This window comes from Hominimerdicola alba (genome assembly GCF_900109655.1).
GTDB lineage: Bacteria > Bacillota > Clostridia > Oscillospirales > Ruminococcaceae > Hominimerdicola > Hominimerdicola alba_B.
This window is the reverse complement of sequence record NZ_FOAT01000013.1, coordinates 1-11946: the sequence shown is the minus strand read 5'-3', so window position 1 is coordinate 11946 and position 11946 is coordinate 1. Positions and strand designations below refer to the sequence as shown.

General features: G+C 47.7%; 14 protein-coding genes and 1 pseudogene. 10 read left to right on the top strand and 5 right to left on the bottom strand.

Translation table 11 applies throughout. The features are described from left to right. Positions 1 to 164: 164 nt before the first annotated feature. The gene (locus tag BMY75_RS13095; protein ID WP_074834499.1) at positions 165 to 1052 is read right to left on the bottom strand and encodes a glycosyltransferase; all 888 of its coding nucleotides are present in this window, start codon (positions 1050 to 1052) and stop codon (positions 165 to 167) included. Positions 1053 to 1513: 461 nt separating this feature from the next. Here BMY75_RS13095 and BMY75_RS13090 point away from each other — a divergent pair, with 461 nt between their 5' ends. The 10 genes from BMY75_RS13090 to atpC all read left to right on the top strand — a co-directional run bounded on the left by BMY75_RS13090 (position 1514) and on the right by atpC (position 8741). Then, positions 1514 to 1921, top strand: a complete 408-nt coding sequence (locus BMY75_RS13090; protein WP_074834496.1) for a hypothetical protein — start codon at positions 1514 to 1516, stop codon at positions 1919 to 1921. 6 nt (positions 1922 to 1927) lie between these two features. After that, entirely contained in the window at positions 1928 to 2653 is a 726-nt protein-coding gene (locus BMY75_RS13085) for a F0F1 ATP synthase subunit A (protein ID WP_074834493.1), read from the top strand. Further along, positions 2650 to 2919 carry a hypothetical protein gene (locus BMY75_RS13080; protein ID WP_074834490.1) on the top strand — a complete coding sequence of 90 codons (270 nt, stop codon included), beginning with the start codon at positions 2650 to 2652 and terminating at the stop codon, positions 2917 to 2919. Before BMY75_RS13085 ends, BMY75_RS13080 begins: the two co-directional genes overlap by 4 nt. Before the next feature lie 96 nt (positions 2920 to 3015). Then, entirely contained in the window at positions 3016 to 3276 is a 261-nt protein-coding gene (gene atpE, locus BMY75_RS13075) for an ATP synthase F0 subunit C (protein ID WP_024857849.1), read from the top strand. 45 nt (positions 3277 to 3321) lie between these two features. Continuing rightward, positions 3322 to 3837, top strand: a complete 516-nt coding sequence (atpF, locus tag BMY75_RS13070; RefSeq protein ID WP_074834487.1) for a F0F1 ATP synthase subunit B — start codon at positions 3322 to 3324, stop codon at positions 3835 to 3837. After that, a complete protein-coding gene (atpH, locus tag BMY75_RS13065) occupies positions 3837 to 4385 on the top strand; it encodes an ATP synthase F1 subunit delta (protein WP_074834484.1) in 549 nt (182 codons plus the stop codon). Before atpF ends, atpH begins: the two co-directional genes overlap by 1 nt. A gap of 42 nt (positions 4386 to 4427) precedes the next feature. Continuing rightward, entirely contained in the window at positions 4428 to 5942 is a 1515-nt protein-coding gene (atpA, locus tag BMY75_RS13060; protein ID WP_074834482.1) for a F0F1 ATP synthase subunit alpha, read from the top strand. Between the two features lie 12 nt (positions 5943 to 5954). Continuing rightward, on the top strand, positions 5955 to 6815 hold the full coding sequence (gene atpG, locus BMY75_RS13055; RefSeq protein WP_074834479.1) for an ATP synthase F1 subunit gamma: 861 nt from the start codon (positions 5955 to 5957) through the stop codon (positions 6813 to 6815). A 99-nt stretch (positions 6816 to 6914) separates the two neighbouring features. Beyond that, on the top strand, positions 6915 to 8321 hold the full coding sequence (gene atpD / locus BMY75_RS13050) for a F0F1 ATP synthase subunit beta (protein WP_074834477.1): 1407 nt from the start codon (positions 6915 to 6917) through the stop codon (positions 8319 to 8321). Between the two features lie 15 nt (positions 8322 to 8336). After that, positions 8337 to 8741: an ATP synthase F1 subunit epsilon gene (gene atpC, locus BMY75_RS13045; protein WP_074834476.1), complete on the top strand. Its 405-nt coding sequence runs from the start codon at positions 8337 to 8339 to the stop codon at positions 8739 to 8741. 67 nt (positions 8742 to 8808) lie between these two features. Here atpC and BMY75_RS13040 read toward each other — a convergent pair whose 3' ends face one another. The 4 genes and pseudogenes from BMY75_RS13040 to BMY75_RS13025 form a co-directional block, all read right to left on the bottom strand. After that, positions 8809 to 9534 carry a hypothetical protein gene (locus BMY75_RS13040; protein WP_074834474.1) on the bottom strand — a complete coding sequence of 242 codons (726 nt, stop codon included), beginning with the start codon at positions 9532 to 9534 and terminating at the stop codon, positions 8809 to 8811. Between the two features lie 43 nt (positions 9535 to 9577). After that, the gene (locus tag BMY75_RS13035) at positions 9578 to 11011 is read right to left on the bottom strand and encodes an NAD(P)(+) transhydrogenase (Re/Si-specific) subunit beta (RefSeq protein ID WP_081350552.1); all 1434 of its coding nucleotides are present in this window, start codon (positions 11009 to 11011) and stop codon (positions 9578 to 9580) included. Next, positions 11008 to 11316 carry an NAD(P) transhydrogenase subunit alpha part 2 gene (locus BMY75_RS13030; protein WP_024855976.1) on the bottom strand — a complete coding sequence of 103 codons (309 nt, stop codon included), beginning with the start codon at positions 11314 to 11316 and terminating at the stop codon, positions 11008 to 11010. Before BMY75_RS13030 ends, BMY75_RS13035 begins: the two co-directional genes overlap by 4 nt. A gap of 56 nt (positions 11317 to 11372) precedes the next feature. After that, positions 11373 to 11946, bottom strand: a pseudogene (locus tag BMY75_RS13025) (NAD(P)(+) transhydrogenase (Re/Si-specific) subunit alpha); the annotation flags it as partial.

Here is an 11946-nt window from a genome sequence, read left to right as displayed (position 1 = left end):
CCGTTTATCCATACCCTGTGTGTGATTCTGTCTGCCAGGTATCACCCCTTTCGTATATACGATAATATATATAATGGATAATAAAGGTAACGCTTTACACGATGATATTTTAAAACTCGTCTGCTGTGCAGACACCTTTATTATCCACTATTCATTATTGATATTCATTTCTGATCGCGCCCGAGAACTTCTGCAGTCGGGGGAGTGATCTTTGTATCACGCAGGAATTTTCTGTAAAACCATCGCGTGAACCGCATTGGAAATATAAAAAGAATCAGCTGTAAAAAACAGGGCGTGAAGAAATCTCTCAGACCTATGTAGCCCTCAGTGAACAGTTTCCACCTCACGGCGATAAAGCCCTTTGTCAGACGCCAGCTGCTTCTTATCTTTGGTGTGCTTTCACTGACCCTGTATCTCACCAGCACCTCGGGGATATTCTGACCCTTTGCACCGTCTGCCAGCATTCTTACGGCAAAATCATAATCTTCGCAAAGCTTGAGATCACTATACCCCCCCACCTTCAGCGCCTTGCTTTTTCGAAAAGCCACAGTCTGCCGATTGAAAGGGTTGCGCTGCTTAGAGTAACTGAGGATCTCTTTCTGTTCCAGCGGAACTCTTTTCAGCGTAAGGGTCTTGTCCGTAAGGTCATCGAATTCCTCTACAAAACTTCCGACGATATCAAGTTCGGGCTTCACCGCAAACAGGAACATTTCTTTCATGCACCTTCCGCGCAGTGATACATCGTCACTGTCCATGCGGACTATATACTCATAGCGGCAGGCTTTTATGCCTTTGTTGACCGCCTTGCCCGCGCCCACATTCTCATCTATGCGCACTATGCGGAATATATCTTTATACTCGTTCTGGAAAGATTTTACTATTACGTCCAGCGCATTGGTCAGTTTGCCGTCGCATACCAGCACAAAATCCGATGGCGGGTAGGACTGCTTTAACATAGATTCAAGGCTTTGATTCAGATTTTCGGGAAGCTCCTGATCATAGACCGACATAAGTACGCTGTATTTCGGCAGTTCATAACCCTCAACGATCATAGTAAGCCCCCTTCCACGATTTTTTGCTGCGCTGAAAATAAATATTTGCTATTTTCCTATTAAATATAGTACAATTTTATCATATCCAGCAAAAATTGTCAAGATGTAGTGAATTTTTTGTTGCATTTTGTTTTATTGGATATAAACGATGGAAGTTCAGCAAAGTTTTTTTAGAATGCAAACATCTACATTTTTTAGGCAATTAATGACTATTGGTCATTTTGCTAATTGACATAACTAGCAGGATATGATATTATAATACCAACAAATGACCAATGGTCATATTTATGCACTGTACTTACCCCATTTTCAAGAAATTATACCCTTTCTTCGAGAGCATTTTGTTAACAAATTGTAAAACTTGCTGCAGATACTTTAAACCCCTTTAAAAAGAAAAGAAAAGATGCTATAATTAATTTGTATGTGCGAGTGTATTTCAAACCGAAAGGCAGGGCTAATACATGGAAAACCGTGAAAAACCAAAGCTTTCGGGTGATAATGCCTCGGTGACAAGGCCACTGCTTGTGATGATATACAAGTGGGGCGCGGTGCTGACAGTCATAGGATTTGCTGTCACATTGTTCTGGGGATTCAGCTTTGCACAGCTGCTGGGATTCTTGTTGGGCTACGGATTTATGTGCGCTCAGTTTGAATACTTCGGACGAAGCTGCGAAAGCGCAGTAAAGCTGGACAGAAAATCTGCTGTGCGCAAAATGCGCGTGTGCTACGCAGTAAGGGTAGCATCACTGGTAATACTCAGCTGTGCCGCCGCATATACAGGTATTGCAAACTTCACGGGGATACTGATACCTCAGCTTTTCCCGAAAATGATACTTACAGCCGATCAGTTTTTCGGCAGGAAAGGATAGCTTTTTATGAACGGATTGGGCGACGGTCCTAAGATAGTCTTTGAGATAGGACCTCTGATAATAACCGAAACGGTAGTCATGGGCTGGCTGATAATCGCTGTGGTGACACTGCTTTGTCTGTGGCTTACAAAAGACCTTAAAAAGAAGCCCGAGAGCAAACGGCAGATCGTGGCGGAAATGTTCGTGAACTTCGTCAACGGCATGGTAAAGCAGTCGATGGGCGAAAAGATGATGTATTACGCCCCCTACATAGGCGCTTTGCTGGTATCTGCGGTGCTTGGCGCACTGATAAGCATGGTGGGTCTTAGGTCGATGACGGCGGACATAAACGTTACAGCCGCATGGGCGATACTCACATTTATTCTGATAACCTACACCAAGATAAAGACAAACGGCTTCGGTGGATACCTGAAGAGTTTCGGACAGCCTGTATTCTTCATATTCCCGCTGAATATCATAAGTGAGATAGCAACTCCCGCATCTATGGCGTTCCGTCTTTTCGGTAACGTTGCGGGCGGCATGGTAATAACAGGACTTCTCTATTCCGCACTGGGTGCGGCTTCAACTGCGCTCCATGTTCACTTTGAATTCGGTGCATGGGCACTCAGCATATTACAGGTAGGTATACCCGCCGTGCTGAGTATCTATTTCGACCTGTTCTCAGGCTGTATACAGGCTTATATATTCTCCACCCTGACAATGGTAAACGTTGCGGCAGCGGCTGAGGAATGATAAGCGAAGAACATCTCGCTAAGCTGTCAGCGCCTATAAAACGCATAGTCGATGAAGAACTGGCATCGGGAAATATCGTAAAGGAAACATATATCAGCAAAGCTGACGGGCGGATATTTGTGTTTTTGAAATACAGGTTCACCGCAAAGCATGACTGCGATGCAGATTATCTTGTGATAGATGACCGTCATTACTGGTATGCCGAGTACAGCGACAGCAAATGTACAGTGGCCTGCGGATTTGATGAACTCAAAGCTAAAAGCTGACCGCAGATCAATACTCGTTCAGACGAGATAATAATGTTAGATACGCAGTATAACTGCGAACAAATATAGGTAAACAAAACTTTGGAGGTTTTTATTATGTTAGGTGATAAGGCATTTGTATTAGGTTGTTCCGCACTGGGTGCAGGTCTTGCAATGATCGCAGGTATCGGACCCGGTATCGGTGAGGGCTACGCTGTTGGTAAGACTATCGAATCCATCGCAAGACAGCCCGAAGCTCAGGGCGACTGCACAAGAACAATGTTCATCGGTGTCGCAATGGCAGAGTCAACAGGTATCTACGCTTTCGTTGTTGCGCTGATACTGATGTTCGGCAACCCCTTTATCGGCAAGCTGTAATATAGCTTATATGTACAGTGTTCTGATATAAGGGAGGTTTTGCATATGATACTGGCGAGAGGTGACGTTACCGATTTTCTGTCGGTAAATCTCACTACGATCATCGCTACATGGCTCAACCTGCTTATACTGTTCCTTGTTATGAAACATTTCCTGTTCAGCAAAGTGAACAAGGTCATTGAGGACAGAAAGAACGAGGTCGCTGAGACCTATAAACAGGCGGACGAAGCCAAGGAGAGAGCCGAAAAGCTGGAGGAGGATTACGAACAGCGCATAAGCGGTGCAAAGGAAGAATCCGCTAAGATAATCCAGGCGGCTACCCGCAAGGCTCAGCAGAGAAGCGATGAGATAATCGCTGATGCCAAGGTCGAAGCCAAGGGCATCACCGAGCAGGCAAGAAGCGAGATCGAACGCGAGAAGAAGATCGCGGTAAACAAGATAAAGGACGATATCACCGATATCGCTTTCCAGGCGGCACAGGCTGTTATTGAAAAAGACCTGAGCAGCGCCGATAACGAAAGACTGATCGGCGAATTCATTGATAACGTGGGTGAAAACTGATGGCTGAGACAGTAGGCAAGGTTTACAGCACAGCGCTGTTTGAGCTTTGTACCGAGCAGGATAAGCTGGAAAAGGTTTTCAGCGATTACAGCGAGTTTCAGGAGCTCATGAAAGACAAGGAATGTGCCGAGTATCTGAGATTTCTGGCATCACCGCTGATATCAGGCAAGGAAAAGGCAGACAGCCTCAAAGCTGTTTTCGGAGATAAGATAGATGCTCTGCTGCTGGATTTTCTGTGTCTGACTGCCGAGAAGAACAGAGCTGACAGGCTCGGTGAGATATACGGCGAATTCAGGCAGATGTACAACGATAAGCTGGGTCTGCTGGAAGTTACTGCCGTTACCGCACAGCCGATGACAGCAGAAATCAGGAACCGCCTTACAGATAAGCTCAGCAAGACCACGGGCAGACGCATCGTGCTGACTGAGCAGATCGATAAGTCGATAATAGGCGGTATAGTGGTGCGCTACGGCAATACTGAGCTGGATTCCAGCGTAAAGACAAGACTGGAAAAGCTGAAAGCTCAGATAACGAACACTATCGCGTAAAGGCGAAGTTTCATTTAAACATACGGAAGGGAACGGAAAATTATGAATTTACGTCCTGATGAGATAACAGGTCTGATAAAATCACAGATAAAGAACTACCGTACCAAGCTGGTGCTCGATGATGTGGGTACTGTATGTACGGTGGGCGACGGCATTTCAAGGGTCAACGGACTGGAGAAGTGTATGTCGGGCGAGCTGCTGGAATTCGAGAACGGCACATACGGCATGGCGATGAACCTGGAACAGGATTTTGTCGGCTGCGTTCTGCTGGGTACCGAGGAAGGCATCAGAGAAGGCTCGAACGTTAAGAGAACGGGCAGGATAGTATCCGTACCCGTTGGCGAAGCTATGCTGGGCAGAGTTGTAAATGCGCTGGGCGCACCTATCGACGGCAAGGGCGCTATACTCACGAACGAGACAAGACCCGTTGAAAGCCCCGCATTCGGCATAATCACAAGAAAATCAGTAAGCAGACCCCTCCAGACAGGTATCAAGGCTATAGACTCCATGATACCCGTGGGCAGAGGTCAGCGTGAACTTATAATCGGCGACAGACAGACAGGTAAGACCACCATCGCCCTTGATACTATCATCAACCAGAAGGGCAAGAATGTTATCTGTATCTATGTCGCTATCGGTCAGAAGATATCAACAGTTGCGAATATTGTTGATACGCTGACAAAGAACGACGCTATGGATTATTCCATAGTAGTATCGGCTACCGCGTCGGAGATGGCGCCTTTGCAGTACATAGCTCCCTATGCAGGCGTTGCTATGGCTGAATATTTCATGTTACAGGGCAAAGATGTGCTCTGTATCTACGATGACCTTTCAAAGCACGCTGTTGCGTACAGAACAATGTCGCTGCTGCTGAAAAGACCTACAGGTCGTGAAGCATACCCCGGCGATGTATTCTATCTGCACTCCCGTCTGCTTGAAAGAGCCTGCTGCCTGAACGAAGAGAACGGCGGCGGTTCGATAACCGCTCTGCCTATCATCGAAACACAGGCGGGCGACGTTTCAGCGTACATACCCACAAACGTAATATCCATCACTGATGGTCAGATATTCCTGGAGACCGAGCTGTTCTTCTCGGGCGTAAGACCTGCCGTTAACCCAGGTATCTCGGTATCCCGTGTCGGCGGTTCGGCTCAGATAAAGGCTATGAAGAAGGTATCGGGTCCTTTGAAGCTGCTGTATTCTCAGTACAGAGAGCTGCAGAGCTTCTCACAGTTCGGTTCAGACCTCGACCAGGATACCAAGGACAGACTTGCACAGGGCGAGCGTATCGTGGAAGTTCTGAAGCAGTCCAAGAACTCCCCTGTTGATGTTGAGAAGCAGGTAGTTATAATCTACGCTGTTGTAAATAATTACCTAAAAACTATACCCGTTGAGGATATACGTGAGTACGAAAAGGATCTGTTCCTTTTCCTCGATGAATCTCACCCCGATATCCTTGCGTCCATACGTGATACAAAGGAACTCACCGCAGAGAACGAGAAGGCACTGAAAGAAGTGCTGAAAGCATTTGCGGAGAAGTTTATGCAGCAAAAGTAAGGAGAACGGCTTATGGCTAACATGAAGGACGTTAAGCGCCGTATAAAAAGCGTGGAAAGCACCATGCAGATAACCAAGGCTATGCAGCTGGTGGCGTCCTCGAAGATGAGGAAAGCCAAGGAGAGAGCCGAAGCGGTACACCCGTTCTTTGAGGGCGTTTTTCAGGTGATGGCGGATATATCCCGCGACCATGAGTTCACCTCGGTGTTCACCAAGAAAAAGTTCAAGAATTCGGTGCTGCTGATAGTCATAGCGGGCGACAGAGGACTTGCGGGCGGTTTCAACTCCAATGTTCTGAAGCTTGCAAAGCGCAAGGCTGATGAGATAGCAGAAAGCGGCGGAGAAGCCGTTATCATGGCGATAGGCAAAAAGGCTGTGGAGTATTTCGAGAAGCGCGAATACAAGCTGATCGAGGGTTTCCCGCAGATAGCCGAGGGAATCGAGCTGGTCGATGCGATGATGATAGCCAACAAGGTCATCGACAGATTCAAGATAGGCGATTTCGATGCAGTGGAGCTGATCTATACCACATTCGTATCGGTTATGACACAGGAACCTCAGCACCTGAGGATTCTGCCAGTGGAAAATCTGGAATACCTTGGCAAAAAGCACCCCATGACCATATACGACCCATCTCCCGAGGCTGTGTTCGACAGCCTGATACCCGAATATATGGGCGGAATGCTGTATTCCGCCATAGTTGACAGCTTCGCTTCCGAGCAGGCGGCGAGAAGAACGGCTATGGAATCCGCCAGCGACAACGCAAGCGAGATGATCGATAAGCTGTCACTGCTGTACAACCGTGCAAGACAGGCACAGATCACTCAGGAGATAACCGAGATAAGCTCGGCAAGCCTTAATGACAATTCATAATTCATAATTCATAATTCATAATTATGTGTGCGGCATAGTTTGCGTAGCAGACAGGCAGTTGCTGTATGCAGACTATGAGTTCGGAAAGGAAGTCAGATAATGGAAAGCACTAACATAGGAAAGGTAGTGCAGATCGTCGGAGCGGTCGTTGACGTTCGCTTTGAAAAAGATCATATGCCTAACCTTCTGAATGCGCTTGAGATAGACAATAACGGCACCAAGCTGGTGGTCGAGGTCGCACAGCATATCGGCGATGATGTGGTAAGATGTATCGCCATGTCCTCAACTGACGGTCTGGTCAGAGGCGTTGACGCTGTGGATACGGGCAGAGCTATATCTGTTCCCGTGGGCAGGGAAACTCTTTCGAGAATGTTCAATCTGCTGGGTGACCCCGTAGATAACCTCCCCGCACCAGAAACAGCTGAACGCTGGGAGATACACCGCGAGCCTCCCTCTTACGAGGAGCAGACTGCCGCTAATGAGATACTGGAAACAGGCATCAAGGTAATCGACCTTATCGCACCTTACCTCAAGGGCGGTAAGATAGGTCTGTTCGGCGGTGCAGGTGTTGGTAAAACAGTTCTTATTCAGGAGCTTATAAACAACGTTGCCAATCAGCACGGCGGTATATCCGTATTTACAGGCGTTGGTGAGCGTACCCGTGAGGGTAATGACCTTTACTGGGAAATGAAAGAGTCGGGAGTTATCGACAAGACCGTTCTCGTATACGGTCAGATGAATGAACCACCCGGAGCAAGAATGAGAGTTGGTCTTTCTGGACTGACCATGGCAGAGTATTTCCGTGATGTTGAAGGTCAGGACGTTCTGCTGTTCATCGATAATATATTCAGATTTACTCAGGCAGGTTCTGAGGTTTCGGCACTGCTGGGACGTATGCCCTCAGCCGTTGGATATCAGCCTACTCTTGCAACAGAGATGGGCGCTCTTCAGGAGAGAATCACATCTACCAACAAGGGCTCGATTACATCGGTACAGGCAGTTTACGTGCCTGCTGATGACCTTACAGACCCCGCACCTGCTACTACATTCGCACATCTGGATGCTACCACAGTTCTTTCGAGAAACATAGCATCACTGGGTATCTTCCCCGCAGTTGACCCGTTGGAGTCAACATCACGTATACTGACCCCTGAGATAGTTGGCAACGAGCACTATCAGGTGGCTAGACAGGTACAGTCGATACTCCAGAGATATGTTGAACTTCAGGATATCATCGCAATCATGGGTATGGACGAACTTTCCGATGAGGATAAGCTGACCGTATCCCGTGCGAGAAAGATACAGCGTTTCCTGTCACAGCCTTTCTTCGTGGCTGAACAGTTCACAGGCTATCAGGGCAAGTATGTACCGCTGAAAGAAACTATCCGCGGATTCAAGGAGATAATCGAAGGCAAGCATGACGACCTGCCCGAGAGCGCATTCCTCTTCGTAGGCTCTATCGATGAAGCTGTGGAAAAGGCTAAGAAGTCGGCAGAAGAAAACTAACGAAAGGCGGAAACTATGGCAGTTTTCAAGTTAAGAGTACTGACCCCCGAGAAGATATTCTTTGAGGGCGATGCCGAACAGCTGGTGGCAAAGACTACCTCGGGCTATGTGGGCATACTGAAAGGTCATGCGCCTTATGTGGCAAGCATAGTGCCTTCCGAGCTTAAAATTAAAGCTGACGGAAATTTCCGCAGTGCTGCGATATCAGACGGCATAGTCAAGGTATCGGAGGATAGCGCAGTAACGGTGCTTACATCGGCAGTGGAATGGTCTGATGAGATAGACGTAGCGCGTGCCGAGCGTTCAAAGGCAAGGGCTGAAAAACAGCTCAAAGCCGAGTCGAGCCGCACTGAATTCGACCTTGCTGAAAGACAGCTCAAAAGAGCAGTCAACCGTATATCTGTGGCAAACAAGAAATAACAAAATCGGGAGCGCATCTGCGTTCCCGATTTTTTGGTAATATACCCACTTGATTTTATGGTGGGTGTTATTTTTTTGTGTCAAGAGCGATCATAGTGTGTTCGGTCTCATAAAGTCTGCCGAAGTAGCCATTTACGTCATTATGTGAGGTGAAGAATACCGATGCTGACCTTGCAGGTCTGCGGGTGGTATCATAGGAAAGTGCGTAGATAATGTCTTTGCGGTCTGTAAGGCTTCTGTCAAAGATACATCTGCCGAACTTGATTATCTTTTCGGGCGCAATGTTGAACTTTTCACACTTCCAAATGTACAGATCTGCTATCCTGCCCACAGCCACATCACCCACATGGTGCAACAGTTCGTCTGAATCATGCTGATGACCGTCAAAACAGACACAGTAGTTCATGGGGTGTTCCAGCATCATCTTGATATCATTATCACTGGGCTGTGAATCAAAAGTAAGTGTAGAAACGCCCGAGAACAGCAGTTCTTCCAGCATATAGGAATCCAGAGATCCGCTCACGGTGCGAATTCGCCCCGCCGTAAGAACAAGCCCCTCGGCATCTATCTGCCTGCAAGCCTTATCGTCAGCCCCGCCTATGGCAGATATCCTGCCGTCAGTTATGGCGATATCAGCCTTGTAGACAGAATCTGAGCCGATAACAACGGCGTTTCTTATTACGCTATCAACATCAGCAGTATCAAATTTTTCACCCGATGCCGTCAGGTCATTTTCTATTGAAACAGTCCTGCCCTTGCAAAGTGTCAGCGTATCATTAACGCGATACTTCATTTTATCACCTCAAAAAATGGGGACTTTTCAGCCCCCATTCATTTTATTCCTCAAACTCACTAACCAGCTGAGCCACAGTATTCTTAGCGTCGCCGTAGATCATAACGGTGTTGTCGTTGGTGAACAGGGGGTTCTCAACGCCTGAGAAACCTGTACCCTTACCACGCTTGAGAACGAAAACAGTTCTAGCCTCGAATGCGTTGATGATAGGCATTCCGTAAAGAGGAGAGCTTTCGTCGTTGATAGCGGAGGGGTTAACAACGTCGTTTGCACCTATAACGATGGCAACGTCTGTGTTTGACATCTGGGGATTCATCTCGTCAGCGGTCTTCAGCTGCTCGTAAGGTACGTTTGCCTCAGCCAGAAGTACGTTCATGTGACCGGGCATACGTCCTGCAACGGGGTGGATAGCGAAGTTTACTTCTGCGCCGTTAGCTTCAAGCTTGTCACAGAGTTCCTTTACAGCGTGCTGTGCCTGAGCAACAGCCATGCCGTAACCTGGGATAAATACTACGCTGCTTGCTGCTTCGAGGATGAGATATGCGTCCTCAACAGACATGGACTTGGGCTCTTTCTGCTCGCCTGCAGCACCCTTCTTGGTTGCGCCGAAGCTGCTGAACAGCAGTGCGTAAAGAGTTCTGTTCATAGCCTTGCACATGATGAGGGTCAGGATAAGTCCCGAAGTACCTACCAGACAACCGGATACTACCAGCACGCTGTTGCTGATGGAAAGACCTGCAAATGCAGCTGCAAGTCCCGAGAAAGCGTTCAGCAGGGAGATGATAACGGGCATATCGCCGCCGCCGATTGCAACTACCATTGTGAAGCCCAGTATAAGGTAAGCAGCTGTTACGATGATTATACCGATGGTGCCTACACTTGCATCAACTGCTCCTGCAATGCTCAGAGCGTAGATAGCAACGCCTACAAGTCCCACAACTGCCAGCAGGCCGTTTATAGCGTTCTTGGCAGGGATTGTTACGTTCTTCTTGAACATCTTGCCGCTCAGCTTGCCCCATGCAACTACCGAGCCTGTGAATGCGATTGCACCGATGGCTACTGTAAGTCCTAGTGCGATAGCTGAGAATGTATTGATGTTTTCGGCTGTCATGTACTGTGTCAGTGCCACCAGTAAGCTGGAAAGTCCGCCGAAGCCGTTGAACAGAGCAACCAGCTGTGGCATACCTGTCATTTCTACCTTTTTAGCCCAGATAGCACCGATGATGCTTCCGAGAGCGATTGCTGCAACGCCCCAGACATATGCGTTGTTAATAGGTCCGTTTTTGGTGACTGTTTTTGTGACATCTTTCTCGAAAAGCACGGTAACTACTGCGATGAGCATACCTACGGAAGACATCAGATTACCCTTACGTGCTGTGTCTGCCTTACCCAGAAGCTTGATGCCTCTTATAAACAGTACAGAGGATACCATATAGAGCACTGTCGTGCAGACGGTGCGGATATTTTCAAAATTCACTTCTTATCCTCCCCTTTTTTCTTGAACATACCAAGCATTCTGTCTGTTACCAGATAGCCGCCGATAACGTTTATAGTTGCCAGAACTATCGCTGCAAATCCGCAGATATTGCTGAGCATACCATCTGTCTGGAGTGCTACTGCTGTTGCAGATATCGCACCGACAATAGTGATGCCCGAGATCGCGTTTGTACCCGACATAAGGGGTGTATGCAGCTGCGAGGGCACTTTCGAGATAAGCTCTACGCCCAGGAATCCTGCGATAACGAACACGAATACCAGCAAAAGAATTTCGCCTGTCGCCATTTTACTTTACCTCCTGATCATTTTTAAGAAAACGTTTTCGATTCATTCGCCAAGAATCAGTTATTCTTGAAGCGCTCGTGGATTATCTGTCCGCCCTGTGTGAGCAGGCAGCCACGCATGATCTCATCTTCGAGATTTACCTTGAGTTCCTTGCTTTCCTTATCATAGAAGTGGGTCAGGAATGCGTAGAAGTTACCCGAGAGCATCTTTGATGCATCGTAAGGTACCTGTCTTTCAAGCATATCGCCGCACATGATAGTAACGCCGTTTTCGGTAACAACGTCCTCAAAGAGCTTTGAGCCTTCAACGTTACCGCCAGTGGAAACTGCCATATCTACAACAACTGCGCCCTTCTTCATGCGGTCAAGAACGTCCTTGCCGATAAGGCGTGGAGCCTTTCTACCGAATACCTTAGCGGTAGTGATGACGATATCTGAACGTTCGCACACCTTAGCCTGAGCTTCCTGCTGTTTAGCTATCTGCTCGGGTGTGAGCTCCTTAGCGTAGCCCTGATCGGTCTGTCCCATCTCACCCAGGTCTATCTTAACGAAAGATGCGCCCAGGGACTTTACCTGTTCTTCAACAACGGGACGTGTATCGAAAGCATCAACACGAGCACCGAGACGCTTT